The sequence below is a fragment of the Bacillota bacterium genome (genome assembly GCA_023511455.1).
Lineage (GTDB): Bacteria > Armatimonadota > HRBIN16 > HRBIN16 > HRBIN16 > HRBIN16.
This window is the reverse complement of sequence record JAIMBJ010000019.1, coordinates 1-25,860: the sequence shown is the minus strand read 5'-3', so window position 1 is coordinate 25,860 and position 25,860 is coordinate 1. Positions and strand designations below refer to the sequence as shown.

The window sequence follows — 25,860 nt, the reverse complement described above, 5'->3', positions numbered from 1 at the left end:
TCGCAGCAGCTGCCTCGCTGGGGATTATCCTCGCGAATACGACCACTGCCTGTGCAACCACGCTCCACCACCTGTGAAACCAGACCATCCTCGTTGCTGCCCTACGGCCACCATCTGGCGGCAGCACAACCAACTCGGGTATCGGCATCGGCGATGACGAACCCCTGCCCAATGAAACCAACACCGGCAACCCCTACCGATGGCAGGCACAGCTCGCCGACACCAACACCCTGCACGGCAACAAACTGACCACTGTGCCCCTTGTCGGCTGGCAAGCCAGAGGCGGAATGCCCGTGCAGTTCACTCTCTACCACAACAGTAAAGCCACCATCAACCGCGAGTTGGGGCAGAAGTGGTCACACACGTATCTGCTCTACCTGCTGGTGGACAGCCCGACGGGAAACGTTACCGTGCACTGGGGCGATGGCAAGTGCTACACCTTCATCCGTCAGCCCAATGGCAGTTACCTGCCTCCCGCAGGCATCTACGACACCCTTGTTGCCAACGGCAGCCCCATCAGCAGTTATGACCTCACCACCAAAGAGCAGATACGCTACCGTTTCACTAATCCCAACGGCACGGGATGGTTCTGCACCAGCATCACCGACCCTAACGGCAATACCATCACCCTCACCTACAATAGCAGCAACCGCCTCACCCGCCTGAGCGACCCCACCAACCGCCAGCTGAACTTCTCCTACAACCTGTCGGGCAGGATGACGGCGGTCACCGACCCGCTCAACCGGCAGTGGACGTTCACCTATGACGCCTACGGGCGTTTGACGCAGGTGAACTTTCCCACCCTCAACGGCAACACCTATCGTCTGCAGTTCGGCTACAACGCCAACCACAACATCACCAGTTTGACCGACCGGCGGGGTAACGTGTGGCAATACAGTTATGATGTCTCCAACCGCCTGGTTTCGCAGAACGACCCTGCGGGCAACACCATCACCTTCAGCTATGGCACCAACCAGACCGGTGTCACCGACCCCAACGGGCACACCACGGTGCACACCTACGATGGCAACGGACGACTGCTCTCGGAGCAAGATGCGCTGGGATACATCCAGAGTTACAGCTGGGATGCCAGCAACAACCTCACTGCCCTGACCGACAGGCGGGGTAACGTGTGGAGTTTCACCTACGACAGTCGGGGTAATGTGCTCAGTCAGACCGACCCGCTGGGCAATACCAGCAGCTTCACCTACAACGCCCGCAACCGCGTGCTGACTGTTACCGACCCTCTGGGGCATCAGACGGTGAACACCTATGATGCTACGGGCTGGAACCTTATTCAGACACAACACAAGGACAGCAACGGTGCGGTCATCAGCACCGTCGGTTACACTGTGAACAGTTACGGACTGGTTACCAGCAAGACGGATGCGGGCGGACACACCACGCAATATGGCTATGACACGCACGGCAACCTCAGCAGCGTCACCACGCCGCTGGGCAAAGTGACCCAGTACAGTTACAACCTGCTGGGACTGCAGACCGCCCGCACCGACGCCATGGGGCGGACCACCACCTACAGCCGGGACAACTGGATGCGCCTGGTGCAGATAACCTACCCCGATAACAGCGTCAAGACCTTCAGTTACGATGCCAACGATAATCTGGTGGGCTGGACGGATAGCACGGGCACCTGGGCACGCACCTATGACTCTACCAACCGCCTCACCAGCGAGTCGTGGAACGGGGTGGTTCAGGTCAGTTACAGTTACGATGCGTCCGGCAAGCGGGGACTGCTCAGCAGCATGAGTGACCTGAGCGGTCGCACGGTGACCTACAGTTACACCGCGCGCAACGAGCTGGCATCGGTAACGGAGCCGACCGGCACCACCAGTTATACCTACGACGCCAACGGCAACGAGGTGAGCATCACCGCTCCGAACGGGGTCACCACCAGCAAGAGTTACGATGTGGCGAACCGGTTGACGAGCATCGTGCATCGGCGCAGCGACAACAACGTGATAGCCTCCTACAATTACAGTTACAACGCGGACGGGTTGCGCACGCAGGTGGTGGAGGCGGATGATTCCACCGTTACGTACACCTACGACGGTGCGCACCGTCTGGTGGGCGAGGTTCGCACCGGCACGGCACCCTATTCCATCAGTTACACCCTGGACGCAGAGGGCAACCGTCTGAGCCAGACGGTGAACGGAGTGACCACCACCTTCAGTTACAATGCCGACGACCAGTTGCTCTCCACGAGTGGCGGTTTCAACAACAGTTACACCTACAACGCCAACGGGGAGCAGGTGTCCCGTGTGCTGAACGGGGTGAGCTATACGCTGAGCTGGGACTACGACGGTCAGCTGGTGGGCATCAGCGGCAAAGGCAGTGTGGTAACCTTCAGCTACGATGCGCTGGGACGTCGGGTTTCGCGCACGGTGAACGGCACCCCTTGTCAACTGGTGCATGACGGTGATAAGATAATAGTGGAACGTCAGGGCAGCGCGGTCACTGCCGTCTACAGTTACGGCAACGCGCTGGTTGCCCGCAACGGGGAGGTGGTGCTGCCAGACGGGTTAGGCACCACGCGGGCGACGGTGAACAGCCTTCAGGCTTTGACCAGCACGTTGACAACCGAAGCCTTCGGCAACGCGGTGGCGCAGTGGGGCAGCAGTGCTAACCCCTACCGCTTTGCGGGGGCGTGGGGCTACCGCGACGACGGCGATGCGGGGTTGTTGCACGTCGGTGCGCGCTACTACGACCCGCAGGTAGGGCGGTTCATCTCGCGGGACGCGGTGCTTTCTGAGCATCCGTATCTGTATTGCGAGCATGAGCCGGTGAATAGGGTTGATCCGAGTGGAAGGAAGACATATGAATGGTTGGAGGTTGCAGGGGGACTTATCGCAAGCGTCGGTGGCCTAGTAGCAATAGTCAACCCACCAGCCGGAAGTGTGATAGCCTTTGTGGGTGCATTGGTGGGGGGTATTGGTTTAGGACTGCACCTCGGCGAACTTATTGCCGATGCGCTGTTCCCTATAGACGAGGAACATTTATACATTCCGCCACCAAGCATTCCACCTGTCCCGCAGCCTCCACGTTCTTCGGAAGATGATGGCAGGCTGCTACCGCCGTGGCACGACCCACTCAATCCGTATGCTCCGACGCCTACTCTATCTATGTAGGCTCGGTCAAGTGCGTACAGAATCACGCCTGTTAATGAAACTTGGGGATTGCTTCGTGTGCGCAGAGCGAAATGAGACATGCTTCGTGTCATTAGTGTTGGCCGCGACCGAAGCAATCTCCAACCATGGCACGGAGTGCAACAAAAGTAGAAGACTCAAAGTGAGGGTACCCTATGTATGTCTTGAGTGTTGTCGTCGGAGGCAGTTTCATTTCATATCAACTGCGTGCCCACGCCCGAAAGGACAGGCCTTCGCCTGTGGGACACGTCTATGGGTACGTGTAAAACACGCGGCAAAAGCCGCATCTTGAGAATTCATAGTAGTGGTTTCTCAGCGCGACCACGTTGAGGAATGCAGGCGACGAGGAGGTGACGTGTGGAAATGTCAGACGGCATTTGGCTAGTTGTCACATGCGTTGTATGGGCTGCAGCTGTCGTCCAACTTATTTGGTGGCGGCTGGCTCACGTCAGCGCGTCAAACCGGGCATCGGCTTCACCGGTCCTTTTTCTTCCCACTCTGCTTTGGGCTACAGGTTTGAGTCTTTTATACTCAGGAAGGAAATTCGCCCTGAAGGAGGCAGAAGTGGTCGGACTATTCGTTGGATTAGTTGGAACTATCGTCATTTTGCGGGGCGTACTAAAGTACGGTCGCAACCGACGGTGACCCACAACTGCATCTGTATTGCGAGCATGAGCCGGTTAATAATGTGGATCCGAGTGGGATGTTTAGCCTGCGTAAAGCTATCGTAGGCGCACTAATGGGAGCTATAGGCGGCAGCCCTGGTGGGCTACGGTGGATGGTCCCCGGCGCCATCGCAGGGTTCTTCGGCGGCGGTTACGAGGAAGGGCATGAAGTACGCGTGTGGGAGTGGGCCAAGCAAAAGTATAGAGACATGGTCCGCTGGTATGCCGATCATCCGCCTGTGTGGTGCAAATGACTGACTCAGGCACCAGTGGATGTTCCAGACGGGAGGCGCAAATTCCATGAGGCTACTTGGTGCACCATCAGAGCCCGGTATCCTGCTGCGGCTAATCTGTGAGACCATAGTGGTCTTCGCTGCCTTTTTTGCCATTCTGCTGTTGTGTGCTGCGGGCGCTTCCGCTCTATTGGCTACAGCAGAAGGGCAGCCGGTCACGCTGGGGTGGCTATCTGGTGAACTGAAGTTCTTCTTGGAGCGCACCGTCTTTCCGTTTGCTCTGCTGGCTACAGTGTTGTGGTGGCGGAGGCGTACGAAGGGGATATGAAAGACACGGGACCAAAGTGGGCTTCCTGTGTCAAAACGCTGATAAGAGTATGACCCTTTCCTCTCGCGGGATGCGGTGCTGAGCGAGCATCCGTATCTGTATTGCGAGAACGACCCGGTCAATTACGTGGATCCGAGTGGGCGGGCTGGGATACTGGTGTTGTTAGCGGCTGCGGCGCTGGTGTTTATATTGCCTGGATGCGGGCGTGTTACCCAAGGTCCCCCCCCAGCAACGGGGACGACAAACCCAGGACGCGATAGCGACGGGGATCGCCATCCAAATATTGTGGATTATGATGACGACAACGACGGCATTCCGGATAACATGGATCCTTTCCCGACAAATCCAGGAGCTGCGCCCAACCCTGGATTCCAACCATCCCAACCGAGCAGTGCGGTACCGGTGCCGGATACCGCCCTCTTACCTGTCGTGTGAGGTAGTTGCGTCGTGCAGGGTGGTCTACCTACCCTGCACTTACATCAAAACGAGACGGAGGATGGAAAATGTGCAGGTTTCTTCTATTTTTCGTAATCACCTGGCTGTTGTGCGACAGGCAAGGCGCTTGCCAGACGGAAGTCGCAGCTGGTGTCCCTCCGTCTTTCGCTGAGGTGCACCGATTGAGCTTGATGTCTCAAGAGCGAAACGACCGACTGGGACGTGTCAAGCCTTCTCATGTGCGGGAACTTCTCAAACAGACCGAGCAGGCGTTGCAGAAGTATCCGGGTGACATGAGCCTATCGTGGTTCAAAGCCACTTGTCTATTAGACCTGAAGCAACTGGACGAAGCGGAAGATGTTTTTCGTCAGATGCTGGCTCAAACCTCCTCGTCTGCTTGGCGCGGTGAGGTCCGCAAGAAACTGGCAGAGGTACAATGGAGAAAAGGGGACTATCTGGCAGCCTGGCAGCTACTTCCAAAGAAGGAGATAGTGGAATGGCTCGCCAAGGTGTTCCTGCCTTTCTTAGTGCTGGTTGGCTTTGCCGCGCTCGCTAGACGCTGGGTGGGTGTCTGGGTGCTCCCACAAGCAATCGCGATGCTATTGCTATACCTGTGGAACGTCGTCGCGGCTTATCTGCTCGCCTGGTTGACTTTCGGAGTGCCGCTCCCCAGTGCAGAGGGAAACACGAACAGCTACCAACTGCTTACCGAAGCCGGCTTTTGGCTTGGACTGGCAGCCATAGCAACATTCTATCGGCGCAGGTATGTGCAGGGAGACACGACCCCGATGTGGCAACCACCTCGCTGGTTGTTAGCACTTGCTCTTACACTTTACGCAGGAATGTTGCTGGACCAAGCTTACTGGCTTCACATGGTAGTTGTCCATACGGATGTTCCGCGTGTGCTGCGCCACATTACCGTACAGTCGGTGATTTTTCTGACTGCAGGCATCCCCATCGCCGCAGCCATCTTTACATGGTGGTTTATCGGCACAGTATACACTCAGGCACGCGAACGTTTGCACCACATGGAACTACCCGGTGTCGCGGTGGCTGTGGGATGGACTGTTCTGCTTGTTCTCACCTTTCTGACGGCGGGCGGAGCGATGAGCATCTCCAGCATGTTGTCATCGGCGATAATAGTGCTTGCTTGCGTCACTACTTATGAAACGTGGAGGCGGCTATGGGTGCCTTCACTGTTGTTTGCGGCGTACTACTATGTGCCGTTTGTCAACCGCTTGATGACTGCTGTCGGAAATCTGACTTAGATAGTGGGGGCAGACACGGGGGTCTGACCCTGCGTTTATGGCGATTCCTCTCGTGGGATGCGGTGCTGACCGAGCATCCGTATCTCTATTGCGAGCATGAGCCGGTTAATTATGTGGATCCAAGTGGGAGGGTTTATGTTGACATCAACGTCTCGTTCACAACGATAGTACTTGTTCATACAATACCGGTTCCCTTCACTTTTGGTGGAGGCTTCCAATACGGCAATACCCACCCAGGAGGTAGACTGGGTTGCCATCCTTACCTGTTCTTTGGGTTCGGTTTGCCACCAGGATTAGGCTGGGGGTTCAACAGCTCGTGGGACTACATTGCACCAGGACCGTTCATTGGATATGGGGGCTATATCCCCAAGCGATTTTGGTTACCCCGGTTGCCCGCCCCTGGTTTCCAACGCGGCTGGAGCCCTGGTGGCGGTGCGTTTAGGGAGGTCGGTATAGGCAGCCCTAGCGTAAGCGTCGTCTTTGGTTGGGTGATGTAGGGTGATGCAACATGCCGAACGTTGAGTGCATGGTCGCTGGCGTCGTACTGATAGTAGGGGGAGTAGACGCCCTTTTGAGCAAAGAACCAGAGTATCGTGGGACGCCTCAGTACCGTTCCTTGGAGTGGCTGTCTGATTTGCCCACCCGTGAGCGTCTGATGTCCTGTTTGTCTCTTGTGTGGTTGTCAGCGGCCGCAGGTGGTATCCTGTGGACATTAAGTAGAGGGCGTCTGTCTACCCTTGCCTACATCGCATTTAGCGCCGCGTTGTTTGTCGTAGGGTGGCTGCTTCGTACGAAGCTTGATCGCCTCTGGGCGCGAGCACTACAGAATAGTTTGAATTACCAGTACGCTCGCATAGGCGGAGGAGTGATGGTTGCGATTGGCCTCGCCTTGTGTATTGCGGGTCTCATACTGTAGGTCATTTAGAGACGGTTAACCAATTATACGAACATAACCAGCAGGTTGACAACCGAAGCCTTCGGCAACACGGTGGCGCAGTGGGGCAGCAATGCCAATCCCTATCGCTTTGCGGGGGCATGGGGCTACCGCGATGACGGTGATGCGGGGTTGTTGCACGTCGGGGCACGCTATTACGACCCGCAGGTGGGGCGGTTTATCAGCCGGGATGCGGTTTAGACCAAAGGAACGTCTCATGGTATAATGAAGTGATGATGCCTGTGAGCTGGGGGTCGGAAAACATGCAAAGGACCTCTCCAGACGAACGAGAACAACTGCTTCGTCAAATCGATACGCTTATCTGCAACTTGCAGAAACTGCGTACCCAATTGGTCACCGAACCACCCTTGCGTGCGAGCCGGGTGGCTGATCTTTTCGGTAAGCTGGGCACGGGTTCGTGGCAAGAGTATGATGACGATGCTGACTGGAAGAGGTTCGCTCTGTGAACCTGCTTCTTCGCGATTTTGCCGGAGATAGTGTCTATCTGGATACGATGTTGCCTTATGCCCTTCTGCGCGGGTTCGACGAGCAGGTCAGGCTTTTCTTCGAGCGCGTAGAGGCAGGGGCTATTCAGGCGTACACTTCAGTGCTTACGTTTGATGAACTTGCCTATCGCCTGATACTGGCACTGGTTCGGGAACGGTATGGTGGTTCCCCGCTTGACGTGTTGCGCGAGCAGGAGGTCACCGTGCTGCGGGAGATTGTCCCACCCGTACGCGCAGCGTTGGAAGAACTCACTCGCTTACCCAACCTCTACGTGGTTGAGGTTGTTGCAGATGACCTGTCGGTGATGACCGACAGCATGGAGCGTTACCAATTACGCCCGCGTGATGCCTTGCATTATGCGGTAATGGTTCGACTTGGATGTCTGAATATAGCAAGCAGGGATGCCCACTTTGACCGCATTCCCGGGCTGACTCGCTACGTACCCTGAGCTGACCAATCCACGCCCTAGAAGTCGGGCGGTTTATCTCGCGGGATGCGGTGTTGAGCGAGCAGGGGCCGGTGAATGGCTGGGAGGCACCTGACTGCGTTTCGGCAACTCCGTGCTGACCAGGGCTTGCCTGATTGCCTTCTCGCCCACCGTCCTGTTATTGCCTTACGTCTCCTGCCTCACTGCGCTCCTGTGCCTGACAACCTGCTACCCCAAACGGGGCGGCGGTGACGCTTTCGGTGTGCAGTTGACCCTTCGTCACCCTGAGCGTCACAAACCCCTGCGGATGGCGGGTGAAGAGGTCGGGGTGGTCGTTCAGCAGCCGCTCCTGTTGCTCCTGCGGCAACATGCTCAGCCCGCGGAAGTAGTGATAACCGTTGCGCTCCACATGTTCGATGCCGAGGTTCGCCATCAGCGCGAGGTCCTGCTGCAGGGAAACTGGCGGGACAGTGGTCAAGTCTTCGCCGCTCACCAGCACTTGCTGTCCCTGAAGGCGCAGATGCTCGGCAAGACAGGCGTTGGCAATGCCCTTGAAGACGCCTTTGCAGCTCTTCACACTGCACCCCGAGTAACCATACTGCAGCGCAACCGCCAGGGTGTGCAGCTCCGCGTCGGATTCGTCGATAATCACGGGCGGGTGGTTTTTCCAGCGGTACAGCTCCTCGCGGGTGCGTTCGGTCAGCGCCTCGTCGCGGTGGAGAGGTTGCTCCACGAATATCAGCCGTTGCAGAAAATCGCGCAGGCTCGCGTCCGCCTGCAGCTGCTCCCAAAAAGCGCGGAAGGATTGGATATCGGGATACATCTCGTTGGCGTCCAGCGTGAAGCGATAGGAGGGACACTCCTGCGGCAGCAGCCGTGCTAGCTGTCGCAGCCGCGCGTGGTCGAACTGCGGGTCGCCGCTCAGTTTGACCTTGAAATGAGTCAGCCGATACGTGCGGATGCACGCCTGCAACGACTGCGGCAAGCCGTCATCCAACCGCTCTTCGGGAGCGATGTCTGTTTCGGTCAGCGGGTCACTTAAGCCGACAGTGTGGCGCACGGTGATGCGCGGTCGCGGTTCGGTGGGCAGATAGTCGCGCGGTTGCGTGCCTGCCAGCGCGGGGTAAATCCGTTCCAGCTGCACGCCCAGTGAGCCGTCGTGCAACGCCCAGCCGAACGGCTTTCCTATTGCCGTGCAGAAGGCGTGGATGACCGCCCGCTCCACCAGACTCACCCCAAAGGCTGCCACCAGCGGGGCAACGCCTTCCGCCCGCGCCCAATCCCTTTGGGCGTGGTAGACCAGCCACCACAGGTCGAAAGGCGTAGAAACCTCTCCTGCCTCACGGGCAAGGTCGGCGGCATGGTGGATGGAGCGCAGCAAAAGTTGTCGCTCCTGACCCGCGCTGAGACTGGGCTCTTTCACAAACCAGCGAGGCGCGAGGTGGTCGGCAGAGCAACCTTCTACCCGCCGCCCGTTCACGGCCATGGTGACGCGCAGGACGGCATGATGCAGCTCGTGCACGGTGGCGATGCCGTAGCGGAAGGGCATCCGCGTGCGCAGCGGCAACAGGTGCAGAGCGGTATTGTATATCTCAAGAGACATAATGGCTCGTCTGTGAGTTACGCAGTTGAAAGACTATCGATGATTTTGCTTGATAAAGCGACATCAGCTGTCATTCTGAGCGAAGCGAAGAATCTCAGAGATGCTTCACTGCGCGTTCAGCATGACAAGAAATGGCCTCTCCGCTTGCTGAAAAAGCATGACTGCTGGGTCTACACCGCATTGACATAACTCCTATCCATTATACGCCTCTTGCCGCTGCTGCGTCCAGCCACCAGATGAGGTCGCCCTGCTCCGGCTGCACCAGCGCGGCGGGCAACGGCTCCTGTTCCATCAGCACCCGGCGCACGGTCTCCGCCTTGTCCTCCCCCGTCACCACAAAGTACACGGCGTGTGCGGCGTTCAGCACGGGTAGCGTTAACGTGAGGCGGATACGGGGTTCCGACGGGGCTTCGCCGACGGCTACCCAGCGGATGCGCTCCTGCAGGGCGGGCGTGCCCGGGAAAAGGGAAGCGGTGTGTCCGTCTGCGCCCATACCCAGCAACACGAGGTCAAAGCGCGGTTCTGTGCCGAAGAAGCGGCGCAGTTCCTGTTCGTAGCGGAAGGCGGCCTCATCGGGGGTCGGCTCGTCGGTGGGCATCGGATGCACGTTTTGCGATGGGATGCCCAGAGGGTCTATCAGCGTCTCCCGCGCCATCCGGTAGTTGCTGGCGGGATGGTCGTGCGGAACGTATCGCTCATCGCCCCAGAAGAGATGCACGCGGTTCCACTCCACCCGCTGGCGATACTCCTGTGCCAGCAGGCGATACAGTGCGCGCGGAGTATTGCCGCCCGACAGAGCCAGGCTGAAACTGGCCTGCCGGGAAAGCACCTCCGTGACCCGTGCGGCTATCGCTTCCGCAACAGCCCGGATGAGTTCGTCTGCGCTGTCGGCTACCTGCACTCGGAGCCGACCGGTTCGCCTTTCAGAGGTCGCCATTGGTGAGTCGATGAGTCCAGTATCCGTTCCGCCTCACGCGGTCCCTCGCTGCCCGCCGGGTAAAACGCCATTGGCACGTTCTGCGTCTGCCACGCCCGCAGCACCGGGTCCAGTATCTCCCACGCCATTTCCACCTCATCGAAGCGCAGGAAGTAGGTGCGGTCGCCCTGCAGGATGCTCAACAGCAGGGTTTCATACGCTTCGTAGCCCTCCTCACCCACCTCGCGGTAACAGGCACGTAGCACAATGGTGCGTGCGCCCATCTCCAGTCCGACGGTTTTCGCCTGCGCCACCAGCAACATGGCTTCCGAGGGCTTCATCTCAAAGACCACGCTGTTGGGTTCGACATGGTCCAGCGGGGTGCGCCGGAACAGCTGTACCGGTGGTGATTTGAACCGGATGGCGATTTCGCTGCGCTCCGCCGCCAATCGCTTGCCCGTGCGCAGGTAGAAAGGCACCCCCTGCCATCGCCAGTTGTCCACGTACAGCTTGATAGCGGCATACGTTTCGGTGGTGGAGTTTGGCGACACACCGGGTTCCTCCAGATAGCCCGGCACCTCGACGCCGTCCAGCCTGCCACGTGTATACTGTCCACGCACTGCAAACGCCCCCACGGCATTCTTCGGGATGGGACGCACGCACTCCAGCACTTTCACCTTCTCGCTGCGCAGGGCATCCGGGTCCAGGCTGGCGGGAGGCTCCATCGCGGTCAGGGTGAACAACTGCGTCAGGTGGTTTTGTACCATGTCGCGTAGCGCGCCCGACTGGTCGTAGTAGCCAGAACGGTCTTCCACGCCAGCGGTTTCAGCGGCGGTAATCTGCACGCAATCCACGTAATTGCGGTTCCACAACGACTCCATCAACAGGTTGGCGAACCGGAAGACCAGGATATTCTGCACCGTCTCCTTGCCCAGATAGTGGTCAATGCGGAAGACCTGTTCCTCGCGCCAGTATCGGCTCACGCGCTGTTGCAGATGGTGTGCGCTTTGCAGGTCCTGCCCGAAGGGCTTCTCGATGACCAGCCGACGGTAGCCCGATTTCTCTTCGTGAAGCCCTGCCAGGGCGAGATACTCCGCCGCCTCCGCGAACAAGCCGGGCGGCAGAGCCAGGTAGAACACCGCGTTGCCGTCTATCCAGTCGCGCAGCTGGCGCACTCCCTCTGCGTCCAGCCCGCCCTGCACATAGGCGACAAAGCGGCGCACAAACTGCTCCCACGCGCTCATGTCCCTGCCCGTCTCGCGCAATGCGCTCTCCATGCCATCCAGAAAAGTCTCCAGCGTCAGGGGGCGACGGGCATAGATAACGATTTGCAGGTCGGGCTCCAGCAAACCGGCGCGGTGCAGACGGTAAAGCGCCGGCACCAGAAACCGTCGCGTCAGGTCCCCGGTCGCGCCGAATATTACCAGTCGGGTACTGTGCATTTCGCTGTTACCTCGTTAACCGCTCAATCAGTTCGCGGTGCTGCGGATAGCGTTCTATCAACTCTTCGCGATGACCCAGCTCGAAGTCCTCGAACTCGAAACCGGGTGCTACCGTACAGCCCACCAGCGTGTAACCGTCGGGTGCGTCCACTGTTGCTCCGAACCAGCAGCCAGCTGGTACCATCACCTGCAACGATTCGTCGTTGTCGATATCTTTTCCCAGCTTGACTTGAGAGAGATTGCCCTGCGGGTCAATGATATACAGGGTCAATGGGCTGCCCGCATAGAAATGCCATATCTCATCGGAGCGCAGGCGATGCAGAGCGGAAAACTGCTCACCCGGCAAGAGGAAGTAGATGGCGGTTGCCGCGACGCGTGGTCCCTCGTGCTGGGAAAGGCAACACCCCAGCAGTCGCTGGCTGGAGCGGTAAGTTTCCCGATAGTAACCTCCTTCGGGATGCGGTTGCAACCGTAGCGCTTCGATCCAGTGTTGCGCCTCAGCGTTCATCGTGATGACCCTCTGCCAGGCAAGTAAAAAGCTGTTGCTGTACCACACTGCATTTTACCTCTTTCGCCAAAGTTGTAGCACCTGTAAGGGTATTCTTTTTGCGCGGATTTCTGCCATAAAGGGGTGTGAGTGCGAAGAGGCGTTCGTTCTCCGCCTTTTGTACCATTGTCTGCCCGGATGAAAGCCCGCCAATAAGCAAAAGCCTTTCTGTTACCACATCAACAGGAGTGTGTATTGTCTGAGTTTGTCTTTACGCTTTCAGCGCGCGCCGCACTACCGACAGGAATCTTCCGCTGAAAAGCGAATCCTGTGCTAAAGACTGCGGGAGGCTGAGACCATGATACACAGCACGGCAGACACCTTAGCCGTTGAGGGGGGCACGCCCGTACGCGCACGCGGCTGGCCTACCTGGCCCGTCTTTGACAGGACCGAAGAAGAGGCGTTGCTGGAGGTGGTGCGCAGTGGTAAGTGGTGGTCGGTCGAGGGTACGAAGGTGCGGGAGTTCGAGGCAGCCTTCGCCCGATTTCAGGATGCGCAGTTTGCCGTGTGCGTCACCAACGGCACAGCGGCACTGGAGGTAGCTCTTCGTGCGGCACATATCGGCTGCGGGGATGAGGTCATCGTGCCGCCATATACCTTCATTGCCACGGCCACCGCAGTGCTGTCAGTAGGCGCGACACCCGTGTTCGTAGACGTGGAGGAGGAGAGCCTGAACATCGACCCCACGAAAATCGAGGAGGCGATTACCCCACGCACGAGGGCGATTATTCCCGTGCACATCGCTGGATGCCCGGCAGACATGGACGGCGTGCTGGAGGTCGCACGCAAACACAACCTGCTGGTGATTGAGGATGCCGCGCAGGCGCACGCTGCCGAGTGGAAGGGCACCAAAGTGGGCGCGATTGGCGATATGGGGTGTTTCAGCTTTCAGGCGAGCAAGAACCTCAACGCGGGCGAGGGCGGTGCGGTGCTAACCAACGACCCCCACTGGGCGGACCAGGTGTGGTCGGTGCACAACGTGGGCAGGGTGCGCGGCGGACGCTGGTACGAACATCACGTGCTGGGCAGTAACTTCCGCATGACCGAGTTTCAAGCAGCGATTCTGCTGGCACAACTCCAGCGCCTGCCTGAGCAGACCGAACGGCGCACCCAAAACGCACGCAAGCTCACCGAGATGCTGTCGCAGATTCCGGGCATCCGACCACCCCGACCGGATCCACGCGTGACGCGACACGCCTATCACCTGTACATCTTCCGCTATGACAAAAGCCATTTCGGCGGACGTCCGCGCGAAGACTTTCTCAAAGCATTGAGCGCGGAAGGCATCCCCTGCACGGCAGGATACGTGCCGCTGTATAAAGAGCGCGTTTTCCTGAACCGCCCTATCTCTAAAGACCTGTGCCAGCTCAGCACGCTGAAGGATTATTCGAAGGTACACTGCCCAGTGTGCGAGCGGGCGTGCTACGAGGAGGCAGTGTGGCTGTACCAGAACATGCTGCTCGGCGATGAGCAGGACATGGCAGACATCGCTACAGCGGTGGCTAAGGTACAGCGTGCGTTTACACGGTGACAGCCAGGCAAAAGGGCGGTATAATGGTATGTATGGAACCCACCCCCACATCCCCCTTCCCTGCGAGGGAAGGTAGAGCAGCACACCCCTCTCGTTCTAGGAGAGGGGTCAGGGGTGAGGTGACCCAACTTCAAATGACGATAGATGTGGAACACGGGAGTGAGATGAGCCAGTTATGCAGTCTGACCATCCATGAGGCGCACGACCTGCTGCGCAGGCGGGAGATAACCAGCCGTGAACTCACTCAGGCGGTGCTGGAGCGCATCGAAGCTGTGGAGCCGAAGGTGCGCGCCTATATCACCCGCACACCCGAACTTGCCCTGCAACAAGCAGAGGAGGCGGACCGCCTGCTGCAGGCAGGTGAGGGCGACGCGCTAACGGGCATCCCGCTTGCGCTGAAGGACAACCTCTGCACGCGCGGCGTGCTGACTACCTGCGCTTCTAAGATACTGCAAAACTTCGTGCCGCCGTACGACGCCCATGTGGTGGAACAGCTCCGCCAACGGCACGCGGTGTTCGTGGGCAAGGCGAACATGGACGAGTTTGCCATGGGTTCCTCCACCGAGAACTCGGCGTTCTTTGTCACGCGCAACCCGTGGAATCTGGATTGTGTGCCTGGGGGCAGCAGTGGGGGCTCGGCGGCGGCGGTGGCAGCGGACATGTGCATTGCCGCGCTGGGTTCCGACACGGGCGGCTCCATCCGGCAGCCTGCCGCGTTGTGTGGTGTGGTGGGGATGAAACCCACCTACGGGCGCGTCAGCCGATACGGGCTGGTGGCATACGCCTCTTCCCTCGACCAGATTGGACCCATTACCAAAGACGTCACCGACTGCGCGCTGTTGCTCAACGCCATCTGCGGCAAGGACTATCGCGACTCCACCAGTGTGGACGTCCCCGTGCCCGATTTCACCGCTGCGCTGGTGCCGGAGGTGCAAGGGCTGCGCATCGGCGTGCCGAAAGAGTTCTTCGCGCAGGGAGTAGCTCCCGAAGTGACTGACGCTGTGTATCAGGCGGTGCGCCTGCTGGAAAGTGTGGGAGCCGTTGCGGAAGAGACCTCTTTGCCCTACATTGAGTACGGGCTGGCGTGCTACTACATCCTCGCCCCCGCCGAGGCGAGTTCCAACCTCGCCCGCTATGATGGCGTCAAGTACGGCTGGCGCACGCAGGAGCTGAAAGGACACATCGACATGGTGGAGCAGACTCGCGGCGAGGGCTTCGGTGCGGAAGTCAAGCAGCGCATCATGATAGGCACCTATGCGCTGTCGGCGGGCTACTACGATGCCTACTACCTGAAAGCACAGCAGGTGCGCACGCTCATCCGCCGAGACTTCGACCGTGCGTTCGAGCGTTACGATGTGCTCCTCACCCCGACGTCGCCCACCGTTGCTTTCCGAATCGGCGAAAAGGCGGAAGACCCGCTGGCGATGAAGCTGGCGGATGTGTGCACCATTCCAGTGAACATCGCGGGCTTGCCTGCGCTGGCAATGCCCTGCGGGTTTCAGGACGGATTGCCGATTGGTCTGCAGATTATCGGCAAGCCGTGGGACGAGGAGACCATCCTGCGCGTAGCCTACACCTATGAGCAGGCAACCGACTGGCACCGGCGCAAACCGGCGCTGTAAGGTAGGAGCGACCATGTTCCTGCGTGTCTGGCTGGAAAGGTGGAGACAGTGGCAAGCAAGGCGGTTGCGACACGGACGCACGCAGGCGTTGTGGAAGCAGGCGAAGGAGCGTGCTGCCAGAATCCTGCGCACCTACCGCGCTCTGCCGCAACACAGCCGCGAATGTCTGCGCGACCTGCCCGACAGCCTGCAACGGTTGCAGGCGGGTATTTATGAGCACCTGCTCCAGCAAGACCGCATCCTGATACACCTGCCGCCAGACCGGTGGTTTCAGCGGCTGTGGTTCACTGGGCTGGCATGGTGGTATGAGCATCGCGGAGAGCTCGAGCTCGCTATCACTTACCAGTTGACCCTGAAACAGCTCGACGAGGCGCGTCGTCAGCGCAATCGCGCTCTGCTGGTGGCGAGGCAGATCGAGGCGCAGGTGCATCAGTGGCTGGTCGCGCTGGATGTGCTGCACGACAAAGTACTGCTGCTCCATTCGCAACCGCGTGTCGCTCCGGAGCCGCCCGAGGGCTTGCTGGAAGCTTTAACGGCACTTCAACAGGAGATTTCCAACTACCAGCAGAGCGTCGAGGAGGTCGAGGAGTGGCTCAATCAGCACCAGAGATGAGGTGGCGACAATGACCCTGCGCGAGTTCACCAATACCACCCGAAGGCAGATTCTGGAGGCGTTGCAGCACAAACAGCCACCGCCTGTCGGGCGATTCGACCAGAAGACCTATGAAGAGGCGATGCAGATGCGGGAGATGCAGATGAGCAGTGCGCATTATACCCCGCATAGCGTGATTCTGGAGTTCCTGTTCTGGCACGACAATCCAGGTGCGCCGCTGATTCTGTGTGTGGAGGTGGATACCCCCGAGCCAGTGGTCTTCATGCCTGTGCCCGACTGGGTGCAGCAGGACGTCTGGCAGGGCGAGGTGAAGGGCACTTTTCGCTTGCGCTCAGAAGCGGAGCAACTAATTGAAGCCTTCCGACACCATGTATTGGAGTGCCAAAACCCGGATTACTTCGAGGAGCGTCCCGCCCCTCGACGAGAATGACGCCAACGCGCAGGAAGAGGTTGGAGCGAACCTAACCCCCCAGCCCCCTTCCCTGCAAGGGAAGGGGGAGAGCCTGCTCCCCTCTCCCGCAGCGCTGGGAGAGGGGTCGGGGGTGAGGGCAAACACCGAATCCTGAACAAACACACGAAAACAGAGGAACTATTATGCCGAACGTGAGTTACGACCACCGTGCTGTCACCATCGATGGCAAACGGACACTGTTGCTGAGCGGAGCGATACACTACCCCCGCAGCACCCCCGGAATGTGGCGGTCGTTGATGGAGCGCAGTAAAGAGGCAGGGTTAAACACCGTCGAGACCTACGTCTTCTGGAACCTGCACGAACGCTTCCGCGGGATATACGATTTCTCCGACAGGCTGGATATCCGCCGCTTTCTGGACATCGCACAGGAGCTGGGACTGTATGTTATCCTGCGCATCGGCCCCTATATCTGCGCGGAGACCAACTACGGTGGTCTGCCAGCCTGGCTGCGCGACGTGCCTGGCATCCGGATGCGCACCGACAATGAACCGTTCCTGCGGGAGATGGAGCAGTGGGTGAGGCTGCTGTGCGACTACGTGCGTCCGTACTTCGCGCCTCAGGGCGGTCCCATCATCCTTGCGCAGATTGAAAACGAATACGGCAACATCGCGTGGCGCTACGGGGAGGAAGGCGAACGTTACCTGAACCGCCTTGCCGAGATGACGCGGACCCTGCAGGTAGGCGTGCCATGGGTGATGTGCAAAGGCGGTGCGCCCGGAACCATCGAGACCATCAACGCCTTTTACGCGCATCGCGAGCTGGACGATTACTTCGCCCGCTACCCCGACAAGCCCGCGCTGTGGACGGAACACTGGCCCGGCTGGTACGACCTGTGGGGATACCCGCACAACCGCCGCACGCCCGAGAACGTGGCATACGCCGCCGCACGATTCTTTGCGGCTGGTGGAACAGGCATGAATTACTACATGTGGCACGGCGGCACCAACTTCGACCGCGACGGCAGCTTCCTGCAAACCACCAGCTACGACTACGACGCCCCACTGGACGAATACGGGCTGCCCACCACCAAGATGTACCATCTGGCGCGTCTGCATCGCATCCTGCGGGAATACGCGACGGTGCTGGTGGAGAGCGAACGCGCCCACCCGGAAACGCTATCCGAGGGCGTTCTGGTGTACACTTACCGACATGATGGGCGGTCGCTGGTTTTCCTGTGCAATGATGACACGCAAAGGACGGTGTCTGTCTCATACCAGAGACATCGTTACCAGCTGCCGCCGCAGTCGGTGACACTCATCGGCGACGGCACGCCTCTGATGAACACGGCGCAGGTGGAGCCGCGCGATGTCATAGAGCGACGCTTCGAAGTCTGCGACCCCAAGCTCGCGCCATTCCAGTGGTGGGTAGAGCCGCTTCCCGGCAGCGAAGCGATACCGTTGCACCCGCCCGTCCTTTCCGACAAGCCAGTGGAGCAACTGCAGTTCACCCGCGACCAGACCGACTACTGCTGGTACGTTGCCAAACTGATGGTGCTGCCGCATCAGGAAGGCAAAGGCGTGCTGGAACTGCAGGGGGTTGCGGACGTGGTGCATCTGTTTCTGGACGGGCAGTTTGTCGCCACGACACAACCGCCTTTGCCCGAGAACCGCAACCTGGACGACCTGGACACCTTCACGCAGCGGTTTGAAATCGAGATGAGTACAGGTGAGCATACCTTAGCCATCCTGTGCTGCGCGCTGGGACTGGTTAAGGGCGACTGGATGCTGGGCGAGCGCAACATGGTGGACGAACGCAAGGGTTTCTGGGGCAAGCTGCTGTGGCGTGGTGAGCCTCTGGAAGCACCATGGCGTATCGAAGCGGGGCTGAAAGGCGAGCATCACCGTGTCTATGCCGAAGGCAGCGCGCTGGTACGCTGGGAGAGCAGCATTGAGGTAGCGCGTGGGAAACCGCTTTGCTGGTGGAAAACGACCTTTGAACGTCCCAAGAGCAGTGCTCCGCTGGCTTTAGACCTGAACGGAATGACGAAAGGCATGGCATGGCTGAACGGGCGATGCGTCGGGCGGTACTGGCTGGCGCCTGGCACCGGCAAGCCGGAGGAGTGGCTGCTGCAGGCGGTGTATCAGGAAGGCGAGGGCTTACCCACGCAGCGCTATTACCACCTGCCCGCCGACTGGCTGGTGGAACAGAACGTGCTGGTGCTTTTTGAAGAAGTCGGCGGCGACCCCACGCAGGTGAGATTGTGCTACAGAGTGTAGGGGGATAATTTCTGTGCTTGACGCGGTTCCGGAAATGTACCAAAATAGATACAGGGAAGTTTGCGAGGGGATAACATGGAACTCTTCGAATTCGGTGAGGAACCAGCTCTGTTCTTGACTTCGCCTGGGCAGGGAACGCGTCGAGTCGACCCACTGGTGACGCGCAACGGGCGATCGCGAACCCGCAGGCTGATTGCCTTCGGATGGTATGGGGGAAAATACTCTCACCTTGACTGGTTGCTACCACTACTTCCGCCAGCACATCATTACTGTGAGCCATTCGGAGGGTCTGCTGCGGTCCTGTTGAATAGAGAACCCTCACCGGTGGAGACGTACAACGACTTGGACGGTGAGGTGGTAAACTTTTTCAGGGTGCTTCGTGAGCAAACAGACGAACTGATTAAGGCGATAGCCCTGACACCGTTTTCACGGGAAGAGTTTGAACTGGCTATCTCCCCGCCTGAGGAGGATATCTCCGACCTTGAACGAGCCAGACGCTTCTACGTCCGCGCCAGGCAAGCGCGCACGGGGCTCGCGCAGACAGCAACATTGGGCAGATGGGCAAACTGCATCAATACCTCGAGGAGAGGAATGTCCGGTGCCGTGTCGCGGTGGCTGGGAGGGATAGACCTGCTGCCAGACATCGCACAACGCCTGCTTCGCGTGCAGATTGAAAACCGCCCTGCTATTGAGGTCATTCGACTTTACGACTCCCCACGAACACTGTTCTACTGTGACCCGCCGTATGTGCCAGATACGCGCGGCGATAGACGCGCCTATGGTTTTGAGATGGACGCCTCCGCTCACAGGGAGCTGGCGAAGGTGTTGCACGAATGCAAGGGAATGGTCGCGATATCGGGGTACCGCTGTCCACTGATGGACGAGCTTTATGGGGATTGGGAGTGTATTCTCGCGCCAGTAAAAACCTGCCACTCGGTGAAACAGCCGCGACAAGAAGCCCTATGGATCAATTATCGAGTGCCTGTTTGAAGAGGTTCAAAAAGCGGTGGCAATACGCATCGATTTAGAGACTGCCCAGAGATTACTGCAACACGAGTTCGATATGGCCGAACGTGCTTACCTTAGTGCATCTCCTATTGATGTAGACCCTATCCTTCGCGACGCAGCGGACATTCTGTTTACCACACGTACTCAGGCTTTTCGTGAGGCTTTATTGGGTTGTGCGTTAGCTCGTGTTATCGACTCCCGCATCGATATCACATTACCCTATGCAGGTCATGGTAGCAACGCCTTTAGTGGGCGTACGCTAGACGAACAGGTAGTCAACCCTTTCCTTGTTTCGCGGCAAGTTCCCTGCTCCAAAGGTCCATATCTCGCCGTATTCCGACGAAGCGTACGGTTTGTCCATGAAACGCGTGAAGGACTGCGCGACAAGACGGGCTACGACGCTTTCTTGCGATACATTGAAGTGCTGAAACAGGCGGACCCTGACCAGGCGAGAATCCTTCTGCGCTACCTGCTGTATCGTTTCGTGGAGCTGCGGGAGAGTTCAAGAGTTCCTGTTGGTGCTCTTGATCGGATGAGCTTAGATCAAATTGCCCAGGTAGTTGCAAATCTCCTGTCCCGCCCAAGCGGGGGTGTGTTGCCTGTCCTAATCACGGTGGCTCTTCTGCGCGCTATGAAACAGGTGTATCGCCTGGCATGGGATATTAAATGGCAGCCCATTAATGTTGCCGACCGGACCTCTGGTGTTGGAGGAGATGTCACAGTATGGGATGGAGGGCAAATATATCTCGTCATCGAGGTGACAGAACGCGAGGTAGATAGAGGCAGGGTTGAAACCACGCTGCGCGACAAGATTTCCCAGCTCGGTTTGCGCGATTATCTTTTCGCTTTCACCAACCTAGAACCTCAAAAAGACGCCAAATTGCTGGCAGAAATGCTATTTGCACAGGGGCATGAGGTTGGCTTCATCCGCGTGCAGGACTGGGTCTATTACAACCTTGCCACCGCTGGGAATGAGGGCAGGAAGGTTTTTCTGAAAGAATTCACGGAGCTGTTGAACGGTGCGCCTGCAGCGATAAAGATGGCATGGAACGATGCTGTCCAGCAGCTCTTCAGTAAGACAATCCCTAACGAGGTGGAGAGATGAACCTGTTCGCGACATCTGTTAGCCGACTGGGATCGCGCTTCACACTGGTGTTCGATCCCTACCATCGTCATGTGTTGCACTCCGCGCTGGGCAGATGGATAGACCAGCCTCTAGACCTGACCATCGGGGTGCAGACAGAGAGCGGTGAGGTGGTTGCCCTACCGTTTACCCGCGAGGCGGAGATGTTCGACGCGGTGGAACAGGAGCTGCGCCTTTGCGGCGTGCGCTATACCGCGCATTCCGTCAAGTACGGCGTTCGCTTGACGCTGGAAGTAACCGCTCCCTTCTATCCGCACGACGTCTCCACCTCCATTGCGCCAGTGCTCTATTTCACCCTGCGGGTGCAGCCACAGCATCGTCTCTTCTGGACAAACACCCAAAATCCCTTGCAGCAGGGCAGGCTGTTGGTGCGTCTGAAACGGGAGGGCTTGCAGTTCACCGCCCTGCCCGACGCACTGGCGATGGAATATGTTATCTCGCAGGTGGCGGACGACCGCTTCTCCATCAAAGACTTTATTGTCGGTGATACGCCACCGACGGCGCACGAACGGCTCGTGCCATTGACCGACGGAGCATCCATCGACAACGACGGGCTATCACTTCCCTTTGACTTCTCTCGCGGCGAGGAAGCCACTCTGCGCTTCGCGTGGTGTGCATACGTGGATGCACCCGTGCTGGAAGTGTTCGGCAAGCCGATGCGGTTCCTGTACACACGCCATTTCGCCAGCGTGGAGGACGTGGCACGCTTCGCAAGGGAGCAACAGGACACCCTTCTGCGCAAGACGGCATTCACCGAGAGCCTGCTGGACGAAGCAAGTCTTAGCAAATCGCAGCTGGACCTCATCCGCTTCTCGTTCCAGAACTTCCTGCTAAACAGCTGGTGGGTGGTGGACGAGCAGGGCGAAGAGTGGTTCAGCGTATGGGAAGGTTCCTGCTATTTCCACAGTACGGTGGACGTGGAGTACAACAACGGGCTGGTCTACTTCGCCTTCTGGCTGCCTTTGCTGGAGAAGCTGCTGGACGAGTGGGCGCGATTCGAGATGCAGGACGAAGTGGGCAGCTACCTCGCGCACGACATGGGCACGCACGCGCAGGTGGGTTCGCAGGCTTATCCCCATCCCATGCAGGTGGAAGAGAACGCAAACTACCTGCTGATGCTGCACGCCTACTGGCGGTGGGCGGGCAACCTGGCGCCCGCGCGTCGACATCATGCGCTGTGCAAGCGACTCGTAAACTACTTCGAGCGCAGCGATACCACTGGTAACGGCTTCCCAAACGAAGGGGTAGCAAACACCATCGACGATGCCTCCGCCGCGGTGCAGTACGCGCGAGAGCAGGTATACCTCGCGGTCAAAACGCTCTCCGCGTGCCATGCCGCGGCGCAGCTGGCGAGCGCGCTTGGAGATGCCGAATGGCAGGCGCAGTGTGAGCGCATCGTCACGCGCATTCGGGAAACTCTCGACGCACACGCCTGGCTGGGCGACCACTATGCCGTCTGCCTGGAGCGCACCGCCGAAGGCTTGCACGACCCCTGGACGGGCGAGCCGTTGCACGGCGAGCTGAGCGGCTGGGACGCCTACTCCATCTACACCGCCAACGGCTTGCTCTACCTGCTGATGAGCGGACACACGCCGCCCGTGGACCTCTGGCGCATGAAACAGGACATCGCCAACGCCTATCGGCATGCGCTCACCGAGTACGGCTGCACGCACACCAGTGCGGACAAAAGCAACGTGTGGCTTTCTCAGAATCTGTGGCGCGACTACATCGCTGCCTATCTCGACGTCGGCTTGCCCGATAACTCTTCGAGGTACATGGCGATGGAGCAACTCATGAACACCGCGGGACTGAACAAGGGGTTCATCGACACCTACTTCACCAACAACCTTTGCTTCTACCCGCGGGGTATCACCTCCATCGGCTACCTGTTCGCGATGTGCGGTCTGCAAATAGACCGTACGCAGGGAGTGGTGCGTCTGCGCAGGACAGCCCCGTATCCCTGCCGCGTGCCGCTGTTGCCCCTGGCAGACTGGCAACAAGGGGAGGTGCCGTTCGTGACCTATCACCTGACGGATGCAGGGGTGACGGGCGCGCTGGAAGGCGAGAAGTTGCCGGGCGGCTTGCGCGTGGAGTGGTATTGAAATCAAGCAGGATAACGACAGGGAGGAACGGCCTGGTGCAGAACAAAAGGCTTCACGCCATCGGTAACGCGCACATCGACCCCGTGTGGCTGTGGCGGTGGACGGAGGGGCTGGAGACCATCCGTGCCACCTTCGCCAGCGTGCTGCAGCGCATGGAGGAGTTCCCGGAGTTCCACTTCACGGGCAGCTCGGCGGCGTTCTACTGGTTGCTGGAGCAGACCGACCCCGAGATGCTCGCTGCCATCCGCCAGCGGGTGCAGGAAGGACGCTGGGAGATTGTGGGCGGATGGTGGTTGCAGCCCGACTGCAACGTCCCGTGCGGCGAGTCGTTCGTGCGCCATGCCCTTTACGCCCAGCGATACTTCCAGAAGACCTTTGGCGTCACCGCCACCGTCGGCTACAACCCCGATTCTTTCGGGCACGCGGGCACCTTGCCCCAAATCCTGCGCAGGGCGGGCTTGACGCGCTACATCTTCATGCGCCCCGGTCCGCACGAGAAGAGCCTGCCTGCCAACGTCTTCTGGTGGCAATCACCCGACGGCTCGCGCGTGCTGGCAGCGCGCATCACTCGCTCCTACGCCACCTGGGGCGATGACCTTGCCGAACACGTGCAGAAATGCGCGGAAGGCAGCCCCGACTTCCTGTCCGATTACATCGTCTTCTACGGCGTGGGCAATCATGGCGGCGGTCCTACCATCCAGAACATCCGCTCCCTGCTGGCAATGGCGCAGCAGACCGATGCCCCAGAGGTCCGCCTCAGCACGCTGAAAGCCTTCTTCGAAGCAGCAGAGGCGCAGGCGGATGCGGGCGCAGCCATACCAGTCGTCGCGGAGGAGCTGCAGCACCATGCGCGCGGCTGCTATACCGCCCACTCAGAGGTCAAACGCCAGAACCGCCGCGTGGAACACCTGCTGATGACCGCCGAGCGCGTGGCATCGATGGCGTGGCTGCTGCTACAGCGTCCCTATCCGCAGGCAGCGTTCACCGAGGCGTGGCAGAGCCTGCTGTTCAACCAGTTCCACGACATTCTGGCGGGAACCAGTCTGCCCGAGGGCTACGAGGACGCCCGCGACCTGTTCGGGCACGCGGCGACGCTGGGCGGTTACACCCTGCATACCCGCCTGCAAGCACTCACCCGCTCGATAGACACGCGTGGCGAGGGAATGCCGCTGGTGGTGTTCAACCCGCTGCCGTGGGAGGTGAAAGCGCCCGTGGAGGTGGAACGGTGCGATGTGGGGTTGCAGGACGAAACCGGCAAGCCGTTGCTTGCCCAGCGCATCGCTTCCAGCACCGTTGCCGGTCAGCCGCGCGTGGTCTTCGTGGTGGACTTACCTGCTATGGGCTATCGCGTGCTGCGGAGGGATGTCGCCGTCTCGGCGGACGCACCCGAAGGGATGCTGGAGATAGAGGCTACCGATTCAGCCGCAAGGATGGAGAACGCTTTCTGGCGTCTGGAGGTCAACGCCGACGGACACCTGTCCCGCCTGTTCGATAAGCGCAACCGCGTGGAGGTCTTCTCCGCACCAGCGGGTGTGGGCGTGGTTATCGATGACCCCAGCGACACCTGGAGCCATGACGTCGATGCCTTCCGCACCTATCTGGGGCGGTTTGCAGGCGCGAAGTTGGTGATGGAGGAGGCAGGAGCAGTGCGGGCGTGCCTGCGCATCGAGAGCCGCTGGGGCAACTCCGAGCTGATACACCGCCTGTATCTCTATCGCGACATAGACCTGCTGGAGAGCCGCATCACGGTGAACTGGCAGGAGCAATATAAGATGCTGAAACTCGCCTTCCAGTTGCGCCTGCAGGAGCCGCAGGTAACCGCCGAAGCCCCTTACGGTTTTACCATTCGGACACCTAACGGAGAGGAGGAACCCTGTCAGCAGTGGGTGGATTTGTCTGGCTGGACGACCGACGAGGACGGCAGCCGCATCCCCTACGGCTTCGCCCTGCTGAACGACAGCAAATACGGCTACGACGCACTGGGTTCGGAGCTGAGGCTGAGCCTGCTGCGCAGCCCCGTCTATGCGCACCATGACCCCTACCGACTGGACCCTGAACGCCGCTACCCGACGATCGATCAGGGTATTCAGACAGTCGTGTGCCGCATGGTGCCGCATCGGGGCAGCTGGCAGGAGGCAAATGTAGCGCGTCGGGCATGGGAGCTGAACGTGCCGCCCATCACTGTCAACGAGTATCTGCACGAGGGCAGCCTGCCCAAAGCGGCTTCTTTCCTGCGGGTGGAGCCGCAAAACGTGCTGCTGACGGTGTGCAAGAAGGCGGAGGACGCCGACGCGCTGATTGTGCGGGCATACGAGAGCGCAGGGCATCCCTGCACGGTGAAAATCGAGATGCCAGTGCTGGGGCTTCGATGGGAAGCCCCCATCGGCGCGTGCGAGGTGAAGACCTGGAGGGTAACGGTAAGCAAGCCAGCAGAGGTCATGGAAGTAAATCTTCTCGAAAGGACCTGACGCTTTGCAACGCTATTGTTTGGATGGCGATGTGACATTTCACATTAGAAACCACCCACGAATCTGAGAAAACCTGAGGGTGTTCGAAATTGGTGGTTGGAGGATAGATCACCTAACCCCCTTGCCCCCTTCCCTGCGAGGGAAGGGGGAACGCCCCTCTCCTCGTAGGAGAGGGGACGGGGGTGAGGTAAGACAAGGGGTAGCAAGAACGCCTC

Annotated in this window: 20 protein-coding genes; 15 read left to right on the top strand and 5 right to left on the bottom strand. The window is 59.3% G+C overall.

The window, feature by feature from the left end:
* Positions 1–101 precede the first annotated feature (101 nt).
* Positions 102–314, bottom strand: a complete 213-nt coding sequence (locus K6U75_10910) for a hypothetical protein (protein ID MCL6475547.1) — start codon at positions 312–314, stop codon at positions 102–104.
* Here K6U75_10910 and K6U75_10905 point away from each other — a divergent pair.
* The 6 genes from K6U75_10905 to K6U75_10880 all read left to right on the top strand — a co-directional run bounded on the left by K6U75_10905 (position 255) and on the right by K6U75_10880 (position 7,982).
* Positions 255–3,146 carry a DUF6531 domain-containing protein gene (locus tag K6U75_10905; protein MCL6475546.1) on the top strand — a complete coding sequence of 964 codons (2,892 nt, stop codon included), beginning with the start codon at positions 255–257 and terminating at the stop codon, positions 3,144–3,146. The two genes, K6U75_10910 and K6U75_10905, sit on opposite strands and share 60 nt — an antisense overlap.
* A gap of 983 nt (positions 3,147–4,129) precedes the next feature.
* Entirely contained in the window at positions 4,130–4,390 is a 261-nt protein-coding gene (locus tag K6U75_10900) for a hypothetical protein (protein MCL6475545.1), read from the top strand.
* Positions 4,391–5,016: 626 nt separating this feature from the next.
* A complete protein-coding gene (locus tag K6U75_10895; protein MCL6475544.1) occupies positions 5,017–6,093 on the top strand; it encodes a tetratricopeptide repeat protein in 1,077 nt (358 codons plus the stop codon).
* 961 nt (positions 6,094–7,054) lie between these two features.
* Positions 7,055–7,228: a hypothetical protein gene (locus tag K6U75_10890; GenBank protein MCL6475543.1), complete on the top strand. Its 174-nt coding sequence runs from the start codon at positions 7,055–7,057 to the stop codon at positions 7,226–7,228.
* A 62-nt stretch (positions 7,229–7,290) separates the two neighbouring features.
* On the top strand, positions 7,291–7,494 hold the full coding sequence (locus tag K6U75_10885) for a hypothetical protein (GenBank protein MCL6475542.1): 204 nt from the start codon (positions 7,291–7,293) through the stop codon (positions 7,492–7,494).
* On the top strand, positions 7,491–7,982 hold the full coding sequence (locus K6U75_10880; GenBank protein ID MCL6475541.1) for a type II toxin-antitoxin system VapC family toxin: 492 nt from the start codon (positions 7,491–7,493) through the stop codon (positions 7,980–7,982). The genes K6U75_10885 and K6U75_10880 overlap by 4 nt, the downstream gene beginning before the upstream one ends.
* Before the next feature lie 157 nt (positions 7,983–8,139).
* On the opposite strand, the gene K6U75_10875 is transcribed toward K6U75_10880, so the two are convergent.
* From K6U75_10875 to K6U75_10860, 4 genes are all read right to left on the bottom strand, one after another.
* On the bottom strand, positions 8,140–9,564 hold the full coding sequence (locus tag K6U75_10875) for a hypothetical protein (protein MCL6475540.1): 1,425 nt from the start codon (positions 9,562–9,564) through the stop codon (positions 8,140–8,142).
* A 199-nt stretch (positions 9,565–9,763) separates the two neighbouring features.
* A complete protein-coding gene (gene pgl / locus K6U75_10870; GenBank protein MCL6475539.1) occupies positions 9,764–10,501 on the bottom strand; it encodes a 6-phosphogluconolactonase in 738 nt (245 codons plus the stop codon).
* Positions 10,456–11,922 carry a glucose-6-phosphate dehydrogenase gene (zwf, locus tag K6U75_10865; GenBank protein ID MCL6475538.1) on the bottom strand — a complete coding sequence of 489 codons (1,467 nt, stop codon included), beginning with the start codon at positions 11,920–11,922 and terminating at the stop codon, positions 10,456–10,458. The genes pgl and zwf overlap by 46 nt, the downstream gene beginning before the upstream one ends.
* 7 nt (positions 11,923–11,929) lie before the next feature.
* The gene (locus tag K6U75_10860) at positions 11,930–12,430 is read right to left on the bottom strand and encodes a cupin domain-containing protein (GenBank protein ID MCL6475537.1); all 501 of its coding nucleotides are present in this window, start codon (positions 12,428–12,430) and stop codon (positions 11,930–11,932) included.
* Positions 12,431–12,767: 337 nt separating this feature from the next.
* Between K6U75_10860 and K6U75_10855 the strand changes: the two genes are divergently transcribed.
* The 9 genes from K6U75_10855 (at position 12,768) to K6U75_10815 (ending at position 25,645) form a co-directional block, all read left to right on the top strand.
* Positions 12,768–14,000, top strand: coding sequence for a DegT/DnrJ/EryC1/StrS family aminotransferase (locus K6U75_10855; protein MCL6475536.1), 1,233 nt, complete (start codon positions 12,768–12,770; stop codon positions 13,998–14,000).
* A gap of 164 nt (positions 14,001–14,164) precedes the next feature.
* Positions 14,165–15,622 carry an Asp-tRNA(Asn)/Glu-tRNA(Gln) amidotransferase subunit GatA gene (gene gatA / locus K6U75_10850; protein ID MCL6475535.1) on the top strand — a complete coding sequence of 486 codons (1,458 nt, stop codon included), beginning with the start codon at positions 14,165–14,167 and terminating at the stop codon, positions 15,620–15,622.
* Between the two features lie 13 nt (positions 15,623–15,635).
* Positions 15,636–16,235, top strand: coding sequence for a hypothetical protein (locus tag K6U75_10845; protein ID MCL6475534.1), 600 nt, complete (start codon positions 15,636–15,638; stop codon positions 16,233–16,235).
* Between the two features lie 10 nt (positions 16,236–16,245).
* Positions 16,246–16,665, top strand: coding sequence for a hypothetical protein (locus K6U75_10840; GenBank protein MCL6475533.1), 420 nt, complete (start codon positions 16,246–16,248; stop codon positions 16,663–16,665).
* Between the two features lie 164 nt (positions 16,666–16,829).
* A complete protein-coding gene (locus tag K6U75_10835) occupies positions 16,830–18,923 on the top strand; it encodes a beta-galactosidase (protein ID MCL6475532.1) in 2,094 nt (697 codons plus the stop codon).
* Positions 18,924–18,998: 75 nt separating this feature from the next.
* Complete coding sequence (locus K6U75_10830) at positions 18,999–19,913, top strand: DNA adenine methylase (protein MCL6475531.1); 915 nt, start codon at positions 18,999–19,001, stop codon at positions 19,911–19,913.
* A gap of 16 nt (positions 19,914–19,929) precedes the next feature.
* The gene (locus tag K6U75_10825) at positions 19,930–21,036 is read left to right on the top strand and encodes a restriction endonuclease, SacI family (GenBank protein MCL6475530.1); all 1,107 of its coding nucleotides are present in this window, start codon (positions 19,930–19,932) and stop codon (positions 21,034–21,036) included.
* A complete protein-coding gene (locus K6U75_10820) occupies positions 21,033–23,177 on the top strand; it encodes a DUF4965 domain-containing protein (GenBank protein MCL6475529.1) in 2,145 nt (714 codons plus the stop codon). Before K6U75_10825 ends, K6U75_10820 begins: the two co-directional genes overlap by 4 nt.
* 35 nt (positions 23,178–23,212) lie before the next feature.
* Positions 23,213–25,645 (top strand): alpha-mannosidase, encoded by a 2,433-nt coding sequence (locus tag K6U75_10815; protein ID MCL6475528.1) that lies wholly within the window; start codon positions 23,213–23,215, stop codon positions 25,643–25,645.
* Positions 25,646–25,860 lie beyond the last annotated feature (215 nt).